The sequence below is a fragment of the Paenibacillus sp. N3.4 genome (assembly GCF_008017805.1).
GTDB lineage: Bacteria > Bacillota > Bacilli > Paenibacillales > NBRC-103111 > Paenibacillus_E.
Window position 1 is genome coordinate 65725 of the sequence record NZ_VRTT01000008.1, and the last position, 21506, is coordinate 87230.

13 protein-coding genes and 1 pseudogene are annotated in these 21506 nt (G+C 43.9%); all 14 read right to left on the bottom strand.

The window, feature by feature from the left end:
- Positions 1-62: 62 nt before the first annotated feature.
- The gene (locus tag FU659_RS06490) at positions 63-1352 is read right to left on the bottom strand and encodes an ABC transporter substrate-binding protein (protein ID WP_147946804.1); all 1290 of its coding nucleotides are present in this window, start codon (positions 1350-1352) and stop codon (positions 63-65) included.
- Between the two features lie 103 nt (positions 1353-1455).
- Complete coding sequence (locus FU659_RS06495) at positions 1456-3033, bottom strand: response regulator transcription factor (protein ID WP_147946805.1); 1578 nt, start codon at positions 3031-3033, stop codon at positions 1456-1458.
- Positions 3030-4793, bottom strand: coding sequence for a sensor histidine kinase (locus FU659_RS06500; protein ID WP_147946806.1), 1764 nt, complete (start codon positions 4791-4793; stop codon positions 3030-3032). The genes FU659_RS06495 and FU659_RS06500 overlap by 4 nt, the downstream gene beginning before the upstream one ends.
- 19 nt (positions 4794-4812) lie before the next feature.
- Positions 4813-5227, bottom strand: a pseudogene (locus tag FU659_RS06505) (DDE-type integrase/transposase/recombinase).
- A 320-nt stretch (positions 5228-5547) separates the two neighbouring features.
- Entirely contained in the window at positions 5548-6507 is a 960-nt protein-coding gene (locus FU659_RS06510; protein WP_261807650.1) for a substrate-binding domain-containing protein, read from the bottom strand.
- Between the two features lie 22 nt (positions 6508-6529).
- Entirely contained in the window at positions 6530-7681 is a 1152-nt protein-coding gene (locus FU659_RS06515; RefSeq protein WP_261807651.1) for a response regulator transcription factor, read from the bottom strand.
- A 67-nt stretch (positions 7682-7748) separates the two neighbouring features.
- Positions 7749-9527, bottom strand: coding sequence for a sensor histidine kinase (locus FU659_RS06520; protein ID WP_147946808.1), 1779 nt, complete (start codon positions 9525-9527; stop codon positions 7749-7751).
- Positions 9528-9609: 82 nt separating this feature from the next.
- On the bottom strand, positions 9610-10659 hold the full coding sequence (locus FU659_RS06525; RefSeq protein WP_147946809.1) for a substrate-binding domain-containing protein: 1050 nt from the start codon (positions 10657-10659) through the stop codon (positions 9610-9612).
- A 23-nt stretch (positions 10660-10682) separates the two neighbouring features.
- Entirely contained in the window at positions 10683-11711 is a 1029-nt protein-coding gene (locus FU659_RS06530; protein WP_261807652.1) for an ABC transporter permease, read from the bottom strand.
- Positions 11711-13234 carry a sugar ABC transporter ATP-binding protein gene (locus tag FU659_RS06535; protein WP_147946810.1) on the bottom strand — a complete coding sequence of 508 codons (1524 nt, stop codon included), beginning with the start codon at positions 13232-13234 and terminating at the stop codon, positions 11711-11713. The genes FU659_RS06530 and FU659_RS06535 overlap by 1 nt, the downstream gene beginning before the upstream one ends.
- A 206-nt stretch (positions 13235-13440) precedes the next feature.
- Entirely contained in the window at positions 13441-18996 is a 5556-nt protein-coding gene (locus tag FU659_RS06540) for a GH116 family glycosyl-hydrolase (protein ID WP_187273947.1), read from the bottom strand.
- Between the two features lie 532 nt (positions 18997-19528).
- On the bottom strand, positions 19529-19711 hold the full coding sequence (locus FU659_RS35195) for a hypothetical protein (RefSeq protein ID WP_187273948.1): 183 nt from the start codon (positions 19709-19711) through the stop codon (positions 19529-19531).
- A gap of 90 nt (positions 19712-19801) precedes the next feature.
- Positions 19802-20785 carry an ROK family protein gene (locus tag FU659_RS06545; RefSeq protein WP_147946812.1) on the bottom strand — a complete coding sequence of 328 codons (984 nt, stop codon included), beginning with the start codon at positions 20783-20785 and terminating at the stop codon, positions 19802-19804.
- Positions 20782-21417: a D-sedoheptulose-7-phosphate isomerase gene (locus tag FU659_RS06550; protein ID WP_147946813.1), complete on the bottom strand. Its 636-nt coding sequence runs from the start codon at positions 21415-21417 to the stop codon at positions 20782-20784. Before FU659_RS06550 ends, FU659_RS06545 begins: the two co-directional genes overlap by 4 nt.
- Positions 21418-21506: the final 89 nt, after the last annotated feature.

Below are 21506 nucleotides of genomic sequence, written 5' to 3' on the forward strand. Positions count from 1 at the left end.
TAAACAACAATGATAGATCACGATCCCCGACCTCGGGGTTCGTGCATCCTTGTATGTCATTTTTATTTTTTCAATCGATCGTTCCAAATTTTTTGGATTTCAGCAATGGCTTGATCCTTTTTCATCTGCCCGCCGACATATGCTTGCAGTGGTTTAGCGAATTCCTGATTTGAGCCGGACGGCCACAGGGTGTGGGCCCATGGAATCGTATTGTTTTTCTCGACATAGGCGCTAAGGTCGGTCGCAAGAGGTCCGAGTTCCGGAGATGTTTTCAGATCTGTGAATGCCGGTATGAATTTAAAGGAATTCACCAAATATTTCTGGCCGTTTTTGTGAAGCCAAGTCAGAAACTTTTTCGCTTCTTCCACATTTTTTGAGTTTTTATTGATGACATAGTAGCCCGGAACGCCAACAGGCAACCTCGTGTCAGCCGCATTGTCGTTCAATGGAATAGCGAACATGCCCATTTTGATGTCTTTATTGATCTTAAGGATTGAGTCAATCGTCCATACGCCCTGCTGCATCATGGCCGTTTTGCCGGAAGCAAACTCGGAAACTTGGTTGTCGTAACTTACGCCAATGGATTGCGGGCCCTTGCCGTACTTCACTGTCATGTCGAGGACATCGAAGAACCCGTTCATGTTCGCAAGATCGCTCACCTTAGCTTCACCTTTATTGATCTTCTCGATATTGGCTATTGAATCTTTCTCATAGCCGAAAGGCAGATTCAACAGATGCTGCCCAAGTACCCACCATTCCTTATAACCTTCGGAATAGGACGTAATGCCGGCTGCCTTGAGCTTTTCATTGACCTGTTTTAGCTCAGAAAGGGTAACCGGCACTTTATCGATACCAGCTTTGGTAAACAAATCTTTGTTGTAAATAAATCCATAGCCTTCAAACGCAAACGGGAAACCAAGTTTCTTCCCATTCACCGTCATACCTGGAACAGCCGAAGGGGATACTTGGCTCATCCAAGGTTCGTTTGATAAATCGACCAGCCTATCGGACCAATCTGCCGTATCCGTAAATGCTTTGGTTGCAAAAATATCCGGCTCGTTTCCTGATGCAAAGCGAGTCTTGATCAATGTTTCATAATCGCGCGTAACCACAGCTTCAACATTTACGTTAGGATTTTCCTTCATGTAATCAGTAGCCATAGCCATTACACTATCAGTGATTTCTGCCTTAAACTGCATCAGCTTCAAGGTCACCTTTTTTCCGTCGGCCCCTGAGCCGGATCCCCCTCCGGTCGCGCTTTGCGATTTGGGTGCTTCCGTTCCGCCGGCGCAGCCTGCCAAAGTCGTGGTGATTAGTGCGGCACAAGTCATCATCGAAAACAATTTTTTCATGTTGTGATAGTCCCCCTTTATTTTGAAGTATTCGTGTTGCTATGCTCATTTTATAGGAGAAATTGCTCCTAGGGCAGGGAACAAAGAAACTAAAAAGGGGAGTTTATGAATCTCTACTTTGTTTCCGGAATTGCAGAGGTGATGTACCTATTTTTTTTCTAAATACCTTGCTGAAGTAGTTTTCATCTACATATCCAATGTCTTCAGCAATTACAGAGATCTGTTTATTCGTATGCTTCAGCAGTGATTTAGCCTTGTCCATCCGCAATTGTGTCAAATAGCTCATCAATGTATTGCCATAAGTATCCTTAAATTTCTTATTCATATATTGGGGGCTGAAATTAAAGCGCTCAGCCAGACTGGATAACGATAGATCCTTATCAAAATGCTCTTCGATATAATCCCGAATCGCTTCAATCCCAATATTTCCAACATGATTGCCTTGCTCACCCCTAACAATATTCTGCCACCTTGCAATTAGCGCAGTCTGCCATTCATCCAGATCGCTGATCCAAAGCGGCATGAGCATATCTGCAGCCTCTTTGCCGGATCGCTCCCTGTTCGCCCGCTCCAGTAGTAAATTAGCCTCTACTGTGCATGCCTGCAAATCCTTAAGACGCAAGGTTCCCCGCTCGCGCAGCTTTTGTGTAAAGGAGCGAATAATGTCTTCCGCATAGAAGATGTTGCCACCCCGCAAGGCCATTTGTAGAAGAAACTCCTGCTCCTTGAGTCTTGGCAGTTCAACGGAAATCGAAGAAGGATGCTGTTCCTTGCTACCATCAGACGGATAGATACTGCACTGAAGCAAGGATGCCGCTGCCTCACCTATCGAAGTTGTTAGCTTCTCAATGCTTGCCGGATGATCACTGACGCCGACCAACACATGAATTCCCAATGTTTCCCGCCAAGCTGCTGCCACTTTGTCCATTAACAAACGATGTTCGCGTACTGTCTGGAGCGGCTCAGGCAATGCTGTGATGAGTAGCCATTGATAATCATCGACTCGGCATAGATAATAGGATCCGTATGGCTTAATCATTTCATGGGCAATATTATTTACTGCAAAAATGAACAACTCAGCATCTCCTTGAAAACGACGGTTCAAGAGCTCCTTCCGATTTCTTGGAAGCACTAACGCCAAAAGTAGCCGGTGATCCGGCAGGCCGATTCTGTTGAAAAGCTCATTCAGCCCTTCATGATAGGTTATTTCCCCTTTTATATAGTCTGCCAATTTCTGCTCGTCGATTAGGGCATCCGCACGGCTAAGACGGAAATTCGTTTCCCGCTGTTCACACCGATTCTCCTCCCGCTCAGTCCAAGCCGCCATAGCCCGCTTAAGAGCTTGTTCCACATCGCGTTTGGCAAACGGTTTAAGAATATAGTCCACACCATTGGCTTTGATGGCTGCGCGGGTATACTGAAAATCGTCATGCCCGCTGATGACAATAATTTGCGTTTCCTTATTCCATTCGCGAATGTGGCCTAACAATTCAATTCCGTTCATTCCGGGCATTTTCATATCGCAAAAGATAACGACGGGCTTATGACGGCGAATGATCTCAAGCGCCTCATGTCCATCCTCTGCCTGCAGAAGCTCAGTAATACCGAATTGCTCCCATTCTATCGTCAGCTCTATACCTTCTCTTACGTGCTCTTCATCGTCGACGATCAAAGCTTTCATACTTGTTTACCCTCCGTAATGTTTCCCTCTATGGGGATATATAACGCAATAATGGTAGCCTTATAGGGAGTACTGTTCATTTCCCAGTGAAATCCTGACCCGTAATATAATTGCATCCGGTTTAATACGTTAAGAAGCCCTATACCGCCTTGCTCCAGTCCGTTAACATTCCGACTTTCATATTCCAAGCGAATAGCGGATAACGTTTCTTCGTCCATCCCTTTTCCTGTATCCATAACTCTGATAATAAGTTCGGTTTTCAGTTCAATGCTAATGTGAATGGTACCGGAGCCATTTCCATTCTCAATACCATGAACAATGCTATTCTCTACAAGAGGCTGCAGCATCATCTTCGGAACGGGGATATCGAGGCTACTATCCGTACAAGAAAGCATGTACGATAGTTTATTTTTAAATCTTCCGGTTTGTAAAGATAAATAATGTTCAATATGTCCGATCTCTTTATACAGCGGAACGACCTCCGTTTTAAAATCCATGCTATAACGAAGAATAGCCCCTAGAGCTGCTATTTTTTCACTAATTTCCGGCACACGATGCCGAAGAGCCAGCGTTCCGATCGATTGCAGCGCATTATACAAAAAATGTGGATTTATCTGGGCTTGAAGCATTTTCAATTTGGCTGTCGATAACTCAAGACGATTACGGTACTCCTTGTTAATCAACTCGTCCAACTTTCCCACCATATGACCAAACCGCATTTCCAAAACGCCGATTTCATCCATTCGTCCAGTAACCTTTCGAGCTAAATGGAAATTTCCTGATTCTACTTGTGCCATATTGCGAATTAGCCGCTTGAGCGGATTAATCGCACGCACCGCCAAGACAGAGGCAACCAAGGCGACAATACCGAGGGAGGTGACCTGAACCCACAATGAGAATTGTAGCGTTCGATTCGCCGATTCATTAATGACTGTGTCCGGAACAAATTTAACTAAAGTTAAAGGCAGATTTAGATATTGGTCTTTAACGGAAATGTATACGCCTGCTTGTCCGTTCATCGATCCTGTGGTCGCATGAATCCCATCGGAACGCGGGATAACAGAAGCGCCTTCCCTACTGGTTTTTCCTGCTTCCATGGATGTATAGAGCAGCTTCGAATCGTTGTGCAGGTACAAAAATACTGCTTCCCCATTCGATGAATCGGATAAAGGTTTAATCAACTTTTCCAGTTCTTTTTGTCCAATATAAAGTGAAACAAACCCCAACACATCTTCTCTCGGGTAATCAACTATCTGTTTATGCATGACAAGCAGATGTTCTCGTTCCGTGGCAATAACCTCGTAGCTTCTTTCATCTATCGTTTCCCGCAAAAGTGGTGTCGCTGCCCCAACATAAGGAAACGCGTTGCCTAACTGAGTATTGTCAAAATGGGTGAATGTTTGCCCCGTAAAGACACTGATAAACTGAACGGCACGAAAGTCCGTTCGATTGTGGTATAGGTTAGCCACTTGGTCAGTAATGTACAACATTTCGCTCGGTGTCGATTCCTTTGACCTGAGGTAACCCATTAGAGTCGCATCAAAATAAAAGGAAACGGAAAGCCTGTTCAATTCATCGAAGTAACGTTTTACATTGCTCATTGCGATGTCCATCGTTTTTTGGTTCAGTTCAATAAATTGCGCTTCAACGGAGCGAGATGTCGATTGGTATGTAATAAGGTTTGACAAGGAAAAAGGAAGAACGACAGCCAACAGTAACCCGAGTAGAAGTTTCGCCAGCAAATTTCTTTTTAGCCACATACGAATAATTCCCCTTTAATCATAATTGTGCTTTTTGCCGATTATACAGTTCAACCGTTGAAAGGACAGACGAATGATTGCATTCGGCCTGTCCTTTCCTAATCATATGCATGCACGCGATTCCCTTCAACGTCTTATCAGCAGTCAGAAACGATTTGAAACCAAGCAGGATTTGTAATTTTCTTTATTAATCGGTGATCTTGCTCCACAATGTTGTTAAGATACTTAGTCTTTCGGATTAAGGTTTCTTTTGATAGGGATTTTTCATTCGTTAATTGCTGTAACGAGGTTGGATACGCAGGGTTCTTATCAACTGTAATTACGAGCGGTGATTTACTATGAGGCGAAGATATTGTCAAATACCATCTAACAGTTAACAAGATAAGTTCATCTCCGTAATGTTTCCATTTGAACAAGTTCATTATCGATTCCATTTTAATTTGCCACTACCTATTTTTCAGTACAGCCAATAATACCATGGGAATTGTTTTGCACCACAGCCCTCCAGTATCTCCGCCTGCCCTTTACGGCGTTACTTAATCCCACGAGAGCAAAAAGATAAGAGGGAGCGCAGCTTGTGCACCTCCCCCTCAATCCACTTTATTATTGAATAATTATGTTAGCGATAGTTTTTGAGAATGAACAAATATTTCCCACCCATGCATCTTCCCTTGTAGATCGGCGATAAGCGGTTCGAATTATTCTTAATTTCTCTTATGAAACTGTGTGCCATATGGAATTTGGACATTCCATTCTATTTCATCATATTTATTAATGATGAAATAGAATGGATTGAAAGCCGCGGCGTAATCTTACTGCTTTGCAGCGTAACTCTTTTTGGAATATTGACTTCCTTATTCAAAATCTTCATCGCATATTTGATGGCATCTTTTCCCCCTGTTGGATATGTAAACGTTCCTGCTAAGATACCGTTATTCACCAATTGAATGCCCCCCTCCGCCCCTGGTAAACCATCGATTCCAACGAATTGTATATGCTTTATTCTCAACTTGGTTGCAGCAAGGTAAGCTCCTAAAGCCATATCATCATTATGCGCGAATATAACATCAATTTGAGGATAAGTAACAAATCGCTGCTTTAATTGATCCTCTGATTTATCTCTTAACCAATCAGCAACTATTGTATCGATCAGGTGTATATTCGGGTGTTGGGAAATAACTTGGAGAAAGCCTCTGCTTCTTCCAATAACCGGAGGGGAATCTGACAGCCCTTGAACTTCAACGACATTCCCCTTTTTTCCTCCGAGTAAATCGACGACAAAATCCCCTGCTTGTTTGCCGATCATTTCATTATCCGGTCCAATGTACAAGGTATGATTGAAATCCGGATCATCGCGATCCAACACAATGACTGGTATCGATTTGAATGCCTTATTGACGATAGGTGCCAATAACTTCACCTCATTGGGTGAAATGATGAGTAGATCAATCCCTTGTTTCATGAGTCGCTCTACGTCTTTCACCTGCTTCTCACTATTCTGTGCTGCATCAGCAAAAATGACTTTAACATCTTTATAATTTTGAATTTCAGCCTTTATTTCCCGATTCATTTCAATTCTCCATGGCTCAACCAAATTGGCTTGTGACATACCTATCAAAAACTTGGTTGGCCCAGGAACATGCTGTGAATGACTTGAACAGCTTGTCAATACTGTTCCAAGAACTACATAGCAGATCGCTAACAGCCATCTCATTTTTAGTGGGAGGAAAGACAATTTAACTAACGCCCCCTTTGCGGTATTCCGTCGGAGAAACACCCATGATTTTCTTGAAAGCTGTACTGAAATAGTGCTGAGTCGAGTACCCCACTTTTTCGGCAACTTCATACATTTTGCAAGCAGGATCACTCATCAATTGTATAGCTCTATTGATCCTTACTCTCGTCAAATAATCAATAAACGAAGCGCCAAGCTCCTGTCTTAAAAGTCGACTGAGATAGGCTGGACTAATCTGAAATTGCTCTGCAAGAACTTGTAAGGAAAAGGTTTCAATCTGGTAATGAGAATCAATGAATTTTTTACTTAAAGCTACAATGGGAGACCAATGTTCCTCCCTCATGATCTCCTGTAAGAGCTCTTGATAGATGCTTGGAACATCCAAAAGAGATCCTTTCACTCTTTGCTGAACTACATGCACCACACACTTTAAATAGTGATCTATATCCTTAATCACCTGCTGAGCCAGTTCCTCAAATTGAACGCTATTATTTATCGGCAGGATGCCAATTAGATAGTCATTAGCGTCTCGAAATAAGAAGGCTTGATTGCCAGCTTGCACACTCTCTTCCGTTACATTTTGCACGGCAAACAACAGTAATTGACGGTTCCATTCTCTATATCCTTGAGCAATCGATAATCGATCGGTAACTTTTATCATCAAAATGCCGACCTGATTTGACAAATCTATTTCAAAAAAATTTAGCTGTTCCTCCACTTCGATTTCAGAAAGCTGTCCGTTTATCCATTCGTTCAGGAATCGATCTCGAATAGAAGTGAAGTTTTTCTTTAGATGGTTATTCGCCCAATTCATATATTTACTTTGTAAACTGAATTGATCCAATTGCTTTTTAGCCCGCCTCACAACCGCACCTAAGTCTTCCTGGTTGACCGGTTTTAACAGATAATCGAAAACATTTAGTTTCAAGGCTTGCTGCGCAAAAGTAAACTCATCGTGACCCGTAATGAGAATCATGATGCAATTGGGATACATCCTGCTTACTTTCTCAGCAACTTCTAAACCCGTCATGATTGGAATACATATATCGATGAAAAGAAGATCGGGTAGAAGCTCTTGTACCAATTCGAGAGCCATTTCCCCGTCCTCTGCTTCACCTACAATCTCCATATGTAGCGCTTCCCAATCGAGCAAATGGCGGATTTTCCGCGAATTTTGGGTTCATCGTCAACTATTAAAATCTTAATCATTCCCAGACCACCTACTTTTCCAAAAGTGGATGCCTTACCTCGACTATAGTTCCTATCTGATATTCGCTTTGAATTGCAAGACCGTAACCGCTTCCATAATTCAGCTTAATTCTTTCATTCACATTATAAAGGCCAAAACCTTTTAACTCATTTGAGCCTTTTTCGGTATTTCCCAACATTCCGCTAAGTTCCTGCAGCTTCTCGGATAACAGCCCAATGCCATTGTCTGCAACGCTAAATACCAACATATCGTTAATTTTTTTAGCACGAACGGTCACCTTTCCGACACCTCGTCTTGCTTTAATACCATGATAAATGGCATTTTCAACTAATGGCTGCAGGGTTAATTTCAGCACCAAGTATTGATCTAAACCTTCGTCACAATCAATTTCAAACTCTAACTTATCTTCGTACCGAATCTTCTGGATAATTAAATAACTTCTCACATGCTCAATTTCGTCACGAACCGAAAGTGTTTCTTTCCCTTTACTAAGACCGATTCGAAAGAAATTCGTTAAAGCATCGATCATCTCAACTAAATCCTTAGCACCGCGTTCATGCGCCATCCATTGTATGGCATCCAATGTATTATATAAAAAATGAGGCTTAATCTGGGCTTGCAAAATCTTGATTTCCGCTTCTCTTTTCCCTTGTTGTTCTTTATATACCAATTCGATCAAGTTTCGAATTTCTTTCAGCATATTATTGAAGCCATTTCCAACTTGGCCGATTTCATCATAATATGTATGATCAAAATGGACATTCAAATCTCCACTTTCCACTTTTTTCATTATATTTTTTAATTTATTCATTGGACTGGCAATGGATGAGGTATAGAAGATAGCCACGATCACAGCAATTATCATGGTCACACACGCAATTAATAATGTGTAAATACGTATGCTCGTTGCTTCCTTAAAAATCTCATTGACCGAAAACACCCCAATAACTTTCCACTTTGTAAAGTCTGATTTCGTATACATAATTTGATAGAGATTGTTATTAATCCGCTGGACCATTTGAGTGTTTAAACTGTCTTCCAACCATTTCGCGTTGATTCGGTATACAACAGGATTATCCGGCGAATACACAATTTCGCCAGCTTCGTCCATGATCGCGATAAAGCCTGTTTTACCTAGTGTTATTTTTTGAATCATTTTTTCGATCGTATCCAGTTTGAAATCAATTGCAATGACACCCAAGAGTTCATTGGTTTTCGTATCCTTTATTGCTTTAAGTACAGATAATACTTCATCTGCGCTGACATCATGACCTGAGGAAATATTTCTACCAATTGGCCTGCTGATGAGAAGCAAGTTACCGTCGTGAGAAACAGCTCGCTTATACCATTCTTCTTGAGTCAACGGATCACGAGAGATCCTGTATTGCTCGTTGCTAATATACAGATCATTCTTATTTACAACGAGAATGCCCGCTATTTCCGGATGAACGTCCGTGTACGTTCTTAGCAATCTTCTTACATCCGTTTCAGTGCTGACGCGATTGGAGTCAAGCGTAGTTCGAATTTGAAAAAATTGATGAATACTTGGATCTTCGGAAATATAATGTGTGATGTGATCCATATCGCTCATATAGAACTCTACATTTTTCTGAATTTGCTCAATGATTTCTTGAGCATGAAGATTGGTTTCCCGTTCGATAGAACCGGTGTAGATAAAATCGCTCAGTAAGCCAATAGTCAGAAAAGGCAGTAAAATAAGCGATAGAAAATAGATCAATAATTTGAAGCGAATACCCTTGCGTTGGAAAGCACTAAGCCACGAAACCAATCCAAGCACCTGCTTTCAAAAGCACATGATCCCAACGGCAAGATTACCGTTAGGATTATGTGTCTAAAAATTATGCAATTGTTTATTGGCCGCCATACTTTTTCAACATAGCCTCAGCATTATCTTTGTTGATTTCTTCTGTCCCCAGTACGATTTGCTTCTCTAATTTAACTCCATCCACGAGCAGCTTGTGTGCGTTGTCAATCGCCTCTTGACCGCCAGTAGGATACACGTACGTAGCATTCAGCCTGCCTGCGATAATACTTTTAATGCTGCCATCGGGCGTTGGAAGCCCATCGGCGCCAATGAATAACATCTCTTTATCTCGGCCTGCATTCTTAACAGCTGTGTAAGCGCCTTCAGCCATAGGATCGTTGTGTCCAAAAACGATATCAATCTTCTTATTTGCCTGCAAAATACCCTCCATCACACTAATGGCCTTGTCTCTTAACCAGTCGGCATTTTGTGCGGCGATAACCTTGATATTCGGGTTGCTTTTGATGCCTTCCATGAACCCATCATGTCTTTCTTTTTGCCCCGATGTACCTTCCAACCCCTTGATCTCGACAACGTTACCGCCTTTATCTCCTAATGTTTTCGCCACCCATGTCCCAATCCCTTTACCAATCACCACATTGTCAGCGCCAATATGTTGAGTAAAAGCATCTCCTTCAACACGGCGGTCCAATGTGATAACAGGAATTCCAGAGTCGTAGGCTTTTTTCACCACAGCTGTTAAAGGCTTAGCTTCGTTCGGAGAAATAATTAATAAATCCACTTTCTGTTGAATAAAGTTTTCAACGTCTGCGATTTGCTTACTATTATCTTGTGCCGCATCGGCAAAAACGACTTTAAAATCCGGATATTTCTTGGCAGCTTCTGCGATTTGCGCATTCATCGTCACACGCCAAGGCTCTCCAAGGTTCGCCTGTGACATACCAATCAGAAAGCTGCTCTTCTTCGGTTTCGGTGCATTAGTGGCAGTTGCTTCCACCTTCGCAGTCGCAGCTGGAGCGACAGATACTGCCCCATCCTTTGAAGTAGTCGTAGTAGAACTGCTGCAAGCTGTTAATAGAGTTGGAACCAATAGAAATGTAGTTAGTACCAAAGTTTGAAATTTTTTCATTTTCATTTACCTTCCCTCTTTGTTTAATTTTATGATTTTTGTTTCTGTAAAACCATTGCAATAATGATGATAAGCCCTTTAACGACTAATTGGAGATTCGTATTCACGTTCTTGAGACCTAGCATATTATCAAGGACGCCAAGGATTAATGCGCCGATAATAGTGCCTATGACTGTTCCTTTGCCACCTGCAAGACTTGTGCCGCCAATGGCTACAGCTGCGATTGCATTTAACTCATACCCGATCCCATCGTTCGGACTCCCTTGGCTCACCTGTGCGGCATGAACAGTACCCGCAATGGCAGATAGAACACCTGCAATCACATATATCATAATCTTGATACGATTGATATTAATGCCGGAAAGATGCGCTGCAGTTGCATTACCGCCTATTGCATACACATGCCGACCGAATTTGGTAAACTTCAGCATAATGATAAAAATGACACCCAAGATAAGAAAACATAGAGCTGGAACCGGAATACCGCCAACACGTTCCCCGAATATGCTAAAGGAATTCGGTGCAGAACCTTCTCCTGTGCCATAAGCAATCGGAATTCCGATGCCCCCTGACCAAAACCGGGCAAGTCCGCGAGCGATACTCATGGATGCTAGTGTAACAATAAATGCTTGAATACCTAGCTTTGTACTCACGATCCCATTAAAAGCACCGAATGCCGCCCCCAGCGCAAGTACAATCATGATCGTCTCCAACATCCCCATCGAATGATTCATCATCAAATCCGCTGCCGCTGTTGCGGTTAAACCGAGAATCGCTCCAACAGATAAATCGATACCGCCAATCAAAATAACCAACGTCATACCAATGGCCATGATGCCATTTTCGGATATGGATCGAACAACATTTGCAAGATTCGTCGGCGCTAGAAACAAATTTTCACCGTCGCGTGTACAAATGATAGACGCTACAGCAAAGACCAGAGCAAGACCAAATAAGCTTTGAAATCGAATAATAGTGCTAAGAATTCGTATTTTCTTCAACCGTTGTTTTGACTTTCCTACATCTATTTTTGAAAGTGATTTCAATACTGCCATCATTATTCCGCCTCACTATCTGTTGCCGCTTTCAGCAACTTCTCTTCTGTCGCTTCGTGTTTCAAAAATTCACCCGTGATCCGACCTTCACAAATCGTTAAAATACGATCGGACAAACCCAGTATTTCGGGCATATCGGATGAGACTAGGAGAATCCCTAATCCACTCATGGCCAATTGATGAATCACCTGATAGATTTCCGCTTTTGCATTGACATCAATGCCACGGGTCGGTTCATCCAGTAATAAGATTGCAGGATTGGAAAGCAGCCATTTCCCAATAATGACTTTTTGCTGATTCCCGCCACTTAAATTCTGTGTGAGCGTTGCATAACTGGGGGCTTTTATTTTCAAGGTCTGAATTTGCTCATTCCAATGTCTCTTCTCAACCTTCTTTCGCATAAAGAATAATGTGCTGAATTTGTTAAGCAGAGGTAGTGACATATTCTCACCGATTGATCTCGTAAGAACGAGGCCCTGTGCTTTACGATCCTCAGTCACGAAACCAATGCCACATTCGATCGCTTCTTTGGGATGATGGATCTCCACAAGTTGATTTCGTATATAAATATGGCCAGTGTGATTCCCTTGGTGAACCCCATAGAGACACTCAAGGAGTTCCGATCTCCCTGATCCCAAGAGCCCTGAAATGCCTAATATCTCTCCTTCATGAAGGGAAAACGACACCTCCTTCAGCTTTCTTTTGCCGAGGGTCTCAGAAGGGGCGTACCACAGATTTTCTACGCGAAGCACCTCCTTACTCGTCTGTTTATCCCGGTAAGGGAAAAGCTCGTTGAACGTTCTGCCCACCATCATTTTGACTAGTTCATCGTGGCTAGTTTCTGAGGTTTTCACCGAACCAACCAGCATGCCGTCTCTCAGTACTACGACTCTCTTCGAAAGCTTGAAGATCTCTTCCATCCTGTGTGTGATGTAAATAATCGAGACACCTTCCATGGACAACTGTTGAACCACCTGAAATAGCTTCTCGGTTTCATTCTTGCTTAAGGCTGTTGTTGGTTCGTCCATAATTAATATTTTTGCATCCAGCGAAAGTGCCTTAGCTATTTCCACCAACTGCTGTTCGCCGATCCGCAATTGCTTTACTAGCTGATTAGGCTCCACGTGAACACCTAAAATGTTCAAATATTGCGTTGCGCGCGCATTCATTAATTTGTAATCAATGAAGCCGAGACTCGTTCGCTTCTCCCTGCCTAGAAAAATGTTCTCCGCCACAGTCAATTCAGGAATAAGCTGAAGCTCCTGATGAATTTTCACGACGCCCTGCTTCCGTGCGTCATTAGGTGTGTGAATGTTAACATATTGATTCTTAATCCTGATTTCTCCATCATAAGAAGGGATCGCCCCGCTTAAAATGTCCATTAATGTAGATTTACCGGCACCATTTTCCCCCAAAAGAGCCATGATTTCACCTTGATAGAGTTCTACGTCCACCTTACTTAAAGCATGTACCGTTCCAAATGATTTGCTGATTTGATTCATTTGCAAAATGGTTTCTCTCTGCATCCTGTTCTCACCTCTAAACTTTTCTCTAATAAAAATATACCATCTCCTATTATTGGTGTATTTAGAAAAAACCGCTAAAATTTATACTTTTCTTAAAAAGAAAAACGCTAGAATTTATCCACTTCATATCGAACCCCACGTGAATTTTCGTTATTAAAATCAGGGCAGAGGAATCAGCATCTCTCTGCCCCCTGCCCGTCATCAGTTTACTGTAAAATTTGCAAAGCAATCATCACCAGGTCAGCCAAATCAATGATGAAGTCGCCATTTACGTCCGCTGACTTGATTAAATCCCAATCCTCACTGTCTTTCGTTTTACCGTAATTAGCAGCTACCATAGCCAAATCGCCAATACTAATTTTGCCGTCACCGTTTATGTCCCCAGACATTGGGATAATGACGGATACCGTAAAGTCATGCAGAGCAGCATTCAACTCAGCAAAAGCTTGATCCACTTGCTGCTGTGTTGCTGCAGAATCGTTCGCTACCGCTCTAGCTCTGTCAATAACTGCTTGCAGTGTCGCTTTGGAGCCTACAGGATATTGACCGATTTGCGTACCTTCCGTTGCCGTATTATGCTTCGTTTGAGCGTCAGCAATCAACGTGTTCAATGCCGTTTTAACAACAGGAGCTTGGGTATTCACAGATGCTGTGAACACTTGCAATGCTGCGGTCAAATCAGCCGCTGCTTGATCCACTTGCTGTTGAGTAGATGCTGTATGATTCGCAACAACTGCAGCTTGATCGATAGCTGCTTGCAGTGTAGCTTTCGATCCTGCCGGATACTGACCGACTTGGTTGCCTTCCTCGGCCGCATCAAGCGTCGTTTGGGCGTCAGTAATTTTACCTGCGAGTGCCGTTTTATCCACAGGGATTAGACTAATCAGTACATTGTGGGAATTACCGGATAAGTGTGTCTCCACACCATCGCCATTTGCAACAGTAACATTTGACAACACAATCGCCGTGGTTGCTGACGCAGTCACCGATTTAGCTTTCCAGTGCAGTGTCAACAAATCCCCGTTAGGATTCGCAGCGTTTGCTCCTGTAATTGCCGCAATGAATCGGATTTGGCCCGGCTTATCAGACTCTTTCAAAATCTGGAAACCGTCCTTCGCAGAATGGGCCGAGATATATTCCAGCTTATCTGGATCATAAGTAAGTGTCAGATCCTGAGCAAATACACTCTGCGTCAAGCCACTTAACCCATAGGTATCGGTAAATGATTGTCCTGCCAGTACAGAACTCGTGCCAGTTAATACCGCCGCCGGGCCCGTAGGAATCTCCGTTTGTCCACTGATTGTAATTTGAACTTCTCCCTGAACGCCGCTAGCGCCATTTGCCGTTGCCACAACTTTGACAGTACCGTCTTTTTGTGCCGTCAACAAACCATCAGCACTAATTGTAGCCAAGTCCGTCTGTTTGTTATCGGCATCGTAAACTGCCCAAGTTACCGACTTGTCGGTTGCTTTTGCAGGTTCAACCGCTGCTGACATTTTCAAAGTGCCTCCTTTTTGAGTAATCGATGTTATGCCGTTCGCCCCAGTCACGGTTACCCTGGTTGCAGCTATACCCGACTGCAGCGTGATCTGATCGCCGGCAGACAAGGTCACGGTTTGCGGCAGTGTTGCAGTGAGTGTCGTTCCATCCAACGCTACTGCTGATCCTTCAACGTTTCGACCGTTTACACTTACCGACCAACCTGTGTTAGACGTATCGGCAGGTACGGAAACCGAGAAGGTTTTCAGATCAAGTGTTCCAGACGCGACGTTAATGCTGTCACTCTGTCCATTGTTATCCCTCTTCTGGTTGAATGTGCCGTATCCGTTCGCAGCTGTAAAGAACGATTTGTGATCATTAGGCTGCCAAGTCGGTGCGAAGCCTATAGCTTGATGCGGAGCATCATAGTTAAAGCCCTGCAGAGCAAGCAGCAGTGACCATGACGACAACGTACGCCCGTACCATTGTCCACATTCGTCATCGCCAAATGGGTTTCCGGTGCCGTCGCCAATTCCACATTCGCCGAAACTCATGTAAGGTTGGTTTCTGAGTCGGCCGTCGTAACGGTTTGACGCAGCATTCACTACATTAAGACCCTCGTCAAGCAGCCCGCGCTGAATCATTGTTGCAGCAGCCGAATACTCGAAGCCCGACATAACCTCGTCGAAATACATAATGCTGTTGGACGGTCTATCGTTGCCCGGCCATGTTGCCATCACCAGTCCAGCGTCATTAGGCTCGACGTAAGTGCGATATTGGTGCGTATAATTGATGAAATTATCATAGAAGTTATTCTTGTAGAGGTTTTTGAGCGCTAAAGTCATATGCGCCGGATCATAAATGTCGCCCAAACCTAATTGTGTGGACCACCACTGGCCAAGCAGCATGTCGATTTCAGAGCCATTCCCGATAAAATTCGTGGCGCCGCTTCCGCCTTGTGACTTTTCATCATAGTACTGGCCGTTCCACAGCATAGTTTCCTGGTTCGTTCTTCCTAAGCTGTAAATACTGTTGTATTTGGCCTCAGCTACTGTGTCACCGGCTGCTTTAGCCAAATGTGCAGACGCGTTTACCGCAGCCAGATACATGGAACCGAGCCATGAATTCATTGTTGGCGAGCCCGCATCGAGAGTAGTTAAAGCTCCACCTTGCAGGATACCGTTTCCGTTAGGATCATGATGGATGATGACGTAATCCATAGCACCCTTAATCTTGGTCCAATACGTGTTCAACCAGCTTGGATCTGATGACTGAAGGTAGTCACGATAAGCAGAAAGCACGACTCCGGTCTGACCATCGAAAGCGAAGGTGTTTTCATTGTAACGAAATGGCAGCAGCCCAGACGCTGTTTCAGCGTTTAACCATTGTTGGTCAAACATCTGACCGAGTTGAGGCCACAGACGAGAATGAGCCTGAGCATAGTGCCATACGTGGTTTGGCATATTGACACAGCATCCGTAACCTTCCCATCCGCCGAAGAAACCATTCTTCGCCCAGAACACTGTAGGCGTGTGAAGCAACGCCGTAGCGGAAGTAAGTCGGTCTAGTACATATTGCGGTATATTCGAGCTGTACAGCGTATTGTGATAGAGCTCAGTTTGAGCCTGTAGGCTGGTTAAGTTGCTTGTCACATACTGATCAACTTCAGATGCGTTATTCCACCAATTCGTGTACTGCATTCCCTCTCCGCCGAAGTTTCTGTCAGGGTTCGTTGGGAAGTACCAGCTCAGAAGGACTTTCACTTGCTTGGTTTCGCCAGGCGCAAGCGTTAGGCTGGACGTCAATGCGCCATCAACTGTAGTTCCAGTCTGCGGGCTGGAGGCACTATTCGCCCCTGTCACACTGCCGCTTGCAAATGCCGTTTGCAGCGCGTCCAGTGTATTCCATGAGGCTGTTCCAGCTGTTTGTGGTCCTAAGACTGACAATGTCATGCTGCCTTTGGTGCCAGTCATCTGCAGATGCGAAGCATTGCTGCCGATTTGCAGCGTATTGCTATTGCTGCCATAACCGCTGAAGTCGCGCTTGTTCGTCCCGCTGATCGAGCTGATTCCATTGAATCCAACCGCATTTTGCTGCGATGCAAGCAGTGACACGTCCACTGTGCTTGTTGATAGATTCGTAAAAGTCATTGTATAGATCGCTGTCGGGATTCCCGAATCCTTCATATTCCCAGGAATCATTGGATTGAAAACTTCCTGGCTAACTTGAACAGGCAATTGATCATCTTGGAAATTGTACTTTCCTAACGGATATTCACCTTGGAAAGTCAACGATTTCATCGGATTAAATGTCCCTACGGCTGTTGTTTGGAGTGCCTTTACAACAGGTTGACCTCCCTTCGACTGAGCACGTACTGCGAAGAAACTGTTCGGCACGATGCCTGTCGTACGATTGCGGAATGTATCATCGCTGTTGAAAATCCACGCCTCGCTGCGCTCCCCCGTACCGAAGTGTCGGATGCCGCCAGCACCAATCGGCCCAACCGGGAATTGAATAGCGGTCAACTGCGTTCCTGAGTACGTGATTGTAGAACCTCGTCCGTAAAGATCTTGAGCCGGACGATGGAAGGCGATATTCGAAGCTGGTGTAGATTCCGATCCGTCGGTTCCTACGGTCGTTATTCGGTAGTAATAGGCTGTGTTAGCCTGACCGGTACTGTCATGATAAGAAGTTGCCGTTAAAACGTTGTCATTCAGTTTGATAAAACCATTTTGTGAATCGGTTGATCTATACACGTTGTATCCAGCAACCTGTGACTCTATGACTGGCTGCCATGTGAGATCATTTGAAGTGTCGCCAACAGTGATATTCAAAGCTTTTGGCATAGCCGGAATATTCACCCATATGTCGTCTAACGTCACGTGACCCCAACTGCTGTTGGAATTGTCAAACATCTTGAAGAAAATCTTTTGACCGAGATACGCCGACAAATCCAGCGAGCGAAGTTGCATAGTCTCAGCGTTAGCGCCTTGCATCTTGCCAACTTCACGGCAGCTGTTAGCTTGCGACGTGTCTACCGTACAAGCCGCTACGTATGTGTTGGTCCCGTTCCCACCGCCTACTAGCATCGAGACCGTTGGACGCGTAAGCGTGACCTGCGGGGAAACAACCACCGCATTATAGGTATCGGCATAGGTCGTACCTCCACCCTCCAGTGTCGACAAGAAATACTTGCCTTCCTTGTTATACGGAGTAGTCGCATTATTATGAAAAAAGGCATTGCTTGCGAGAATCGGTATATTCGATGGGTTGGATACCACATTCCAGCCTTCAAGCGTCCCGCTCTCAAACCCCCAATGGCTGCCATTTAGCCCTGCCTGGGCCCCTGCCGTGATTAATGTGTTGTCCAAATGGAAGACATTCGATTTAAACGTTTTTACTGCGCCTGAAGTATCTGTAAGCGAGACGTACAAGTACCAGTCTCCAACCACGCCGGATTGAGTGAGCATATCTCCATTTGCAAAGGACGTCCAAGCCCCGTCTGGTGAAGTGCTGTTTTTCGTCCATTGATATTTCAAGGTCGAAGTATCGGCAAGTCTCGCCGTTACGACAGTTGAAACACTTTTCACCGGAGCATCATTTCCATTCAAACTGAAATTCGCGCTCGCAGCTGCAGGCGCCGAATTATCCGTGGCCACTACATTATCATATTGAACTGTCCCCCCATAAGAACCCAGCCCGAATTGACCGGATGCGAATGAGGTATCGGTTGCATCGATAATCGGTGTGGTTGCCCCGTCCAAATATATTTTAATGCTGCTTCCGGATGTGACGACCTTCAGATGATACGTTTGATCCGTCGTAAGGGTTTGATTTACAGTCTTTATTGGCGCATACTCATTATTAGTAAATTTAAATAATTTTACGACATTTGTGGAGGCCCCTGAATCGAGTGTAACTGCGTACGCATCCTTTCCATCACTGCTACTTCTAAAATACAGATGCCCTGCTGCTTTAGCTGTTAACAGTTTGATATCCGCTTCGTAGGTGAAGTCACTACTTACAGCACTCTGTCTTACTAATAGTCCATCAGCAGTAGAAACCCCCTGTGCGGCAGTACCCGTATTCGTCCATGACCCGCTGACACTATTCCAATTCGTCAGCGTTCCCGTATTAAAGTCATCGCTAAAAATTGGGCTGGAAGCAGTTGCCGCAGATGCGACTTGCACGGCCCCTATGGGGAGGACGACTGCATTCATCATCGAAAATAAAACGGAGCAAGACAAACATAAGCTAACCAGATTCTTACTACTGATCTTCACTGAAACTCCTCCTAATGATTCAAAATTCCATTTCATAACTAATATACCCTAATTTTGTAAGCGATTTCATTTTCTGTCGTGACGTTATTAGAAACCAAGGTTTATCTCCTATGTACATCTCACATCCGGCTAACTAATTTGTCGCATAATTTCAAAACATATTGTATCACGACTTATAAAAAGTATCGTTTTATTGAGGCTTCCCCCCTTTTCTCATTTAAGAACTCAATTACATTGTAATTGCTTCGTTTGTCTTTTGTATTTACAAAAACACGTACTTCATTTACAATATTCCACACTAGCCCGCTTAAATCAGTCATCTAATTCCTGTTCTCCCAGTACTGCATGGACGCTTTCCTTAACTATCAAACTAATCACATTTAGCATTTGACAAGATACATTTAGTATCGAAATAAAATTAATCAATCGATATGAGATTCTCCAAATCTTCACCTATATAGACCTATTTCATTTTCAACACCATCCTTAACAGATTATGGTTCCGTACTCCGCGAACTGAAATCTCGGTGGATTAAACCGAATGACCCCATTTTCTGGAGACGACTTGGACAAGATGAACAAAGAAAAAACGAGTGATAATAAAGGCTGCACCCACGGTGAAATGGACCACAGCCTTTTTCATACTCGTTGCCAAACCACCACGAGAACCCACAAGGGGCAGTGAATCTACGTTGATTTTGAAATAGAAGTTCATCCCTTTGCAAGACTTATTCGATTATTTTGGTTATGTTTGTTTTTCAAAAAAAGCCTCTAAATCCAACTTTTCGAACTGAAAGGCCGTCTGTCATCCTTCGCCTGCCCTTTTTTCAAACATATCCATGGCAACAGATAATCCTGCATAATCTCCAACTTGCTCACCCAACCCAGCAGGCACAATCTCACATACATCCAGGGACAAAGATAAGGCTTCCTGTCTCAATGTGGTCATGATAATTGGCTCAAGTAGCTCTTGCTGCCGCCCATAGATACTACCAATAACGATTCTTTCCGGATTGAGTATATCTACCAACATAGCAAGTCCCTGTCCTAACCGGCGACCTACCAGATTAAAAACATGCCGTGCTAAAGGATCCCCTTCTTGCGCAGCCTTTCCTACCGTTTCAGCAGACAAACCGTCCAAATCGTTCATATTATTACAAAAGGAAGGAGCCTTACCTTCTAGAATAGCTTTTATCACCATAGTTTGCGCGAGCTTCGCGATACCTCCGCCGCTACAGAAACCTTCAAATGAACCCTCCTTTCCATATCCTAATGGCCCTTCAGCTTCTAAACGAACATGCCCTACTTCACCGGCCATGTCATTCGTTCCCCTATAAAGCTGCCCGTTAAGAATAAGCCCTGCCCCCATACCCGTACCGAAAGTAAGAAAAATCATGTTTCTACAGCCTTTCCCTGCACCAAAACGCCACTCGGCTAATGCACAAGCATTCGCATCATTCTGTAAGCCGACCGGAATACCGTAACGCGCGCGAAAAGGAGTGATCACGTCAATATTATCCCAGCCTGGAAGATTCGGAGGCGAGAGAATGAGTCCAGCCTGGCTGTTTAATGGACCGCCGCAACTGATGCCTAGCGCCGCAGGTGTCTGCTCAGAATGCCTAGATATTACAGTCTCCAGGGCTACTGTGATGTCATCCATTGCCACTTTCGGCTTAGATGGAGTCGTGAAGCATATTTTTTCCAAAATAACTACTCGATCTTGTTCCATAGCACCCAAACTCACTGCACATTTTGTTCCACCAATATCGATCGCTGCCAACATTGTCATGTAGGAAAAAACGCCTCCTCAAGCATACTGCATAACGCATGATAGATCGGCAGATGCCTCTCTTGGATATCCGATGTTTTTTCCCAAGGCACACATATGGCCACATCGCAAAGCGACTTCATTTTAACTCCACTACAACCAGTGAAACCAATGGTTTTCATACCTTGCACCCTGGCAACTTGCAAGGCCCGGAGTACATTAATAGAGTTACCCGACGTACTAAAAGCAATTAATACATCGCCTGGACGTCCATAACCATACACTTGCTGAGCAAAAATCATTTCCGGAGCAACGTCATTTGCATAAGCGCTAATCAAAGCTGTATGACTAATGAGTGAAATCGCCGGCAGCGCACCTTGGAGCCTTTCCGCAAGACCAATGCCCTCTCCCGGGAATTCACTCTCAAATTGAGATTTGATCAATGCGGACAGTGGCCGATTGGACATAAATCCCTTCATCAATTCTCCAACAACATGCTCGCAATCTGCCGCACTTCCACCATTCCCACATAATAGTAGCTTGCCATTTTGATTAAAGGAATTGTATAAAAGTTCATATCCCAATTCAATATCTGGCAAACAATCTCTTAACTCTGGATAGCGAGTTGTCATTACACGCAAAATAGCATTCATTCAACAGTGCCTCCTTTTTTACAAAGATAACCTCTGCCCTTGTTTATACGTCTTGCCTTAACTGAACCCGCTTCAATCCCTTCATTACA

Bases quoted from the DNA above. Each gene is read 5' to 3' on its own strand.
- FU659_RS06490 (WP_147946804.1), bottom strand. From the start codon at position 1,352: ATGAAAAAATTGTTTTCGATGATGACTTGTGCCGCACTAATCACCACG.
- FU659_RS06495 (WP_147946805.1), bottom strand. From the start codon at position 3,033: ATGAAAGCTTTGATCGTCGACGATGAAGAGCACGTAAGAGAAGGTATA.
- FU659_RS06500 (WP_147946806.1), bottom strand. From the start codon at position 4,793: ATGTGGCTAAAAAGAAATTTGCTGGCGAAACTTCTACTCGGGTTACTG.
- FU659_RS06510 (WP_261807650.1), bottom strand. From the start codon at position 6,507: ATGAGATGGCTGTTAGCGATCTGCTATGTAGTTCTTGGAACAGTATTG.
- FU659_RS06525 (WP_147946809.1), bottom strand. From the start codon at position 10,659: ATGAAAATGAAAAAATTTCAAACTTTGGTACTAACTACATTTCTATTG.
- FU659_RS06530 (WP_261807652.1), bottom strand. From the start codon at position 11,711: ATGATGGCAGTATTGAAATCACTTTCAAAAATAGATGTAGGAAAGTCA.
- FU659_RS06535 (WP_147946810.1), bottom strand. From the start codon at position 13,234: ATGCAGAGAGAAACCATTTTGCAAATGAATCAAATCAGCAAATCATTT.
- FU659_RS35195 (WP_187273948.1), bottom strand. From the start codon at position 19,711: ATGAACTTCTATTTCAAAATCAACGTAGATTCACTGCCCCTTGTGGGT.
- FU659_RS06545 (WP_147946812.1), bottom strand. From the start codon at position 20,785: ATGACAATGTTGGCAGCGATCGATATTGGTGGAACAAAATGTGCAGTG.
- FU659_RS06550 (WP_147946813.1), bottom strand. From the start codon at position 21,417: ATGAATGCTATTTTGCGTGTAATGACAACTCGCTATCCAGAGTTAAGA.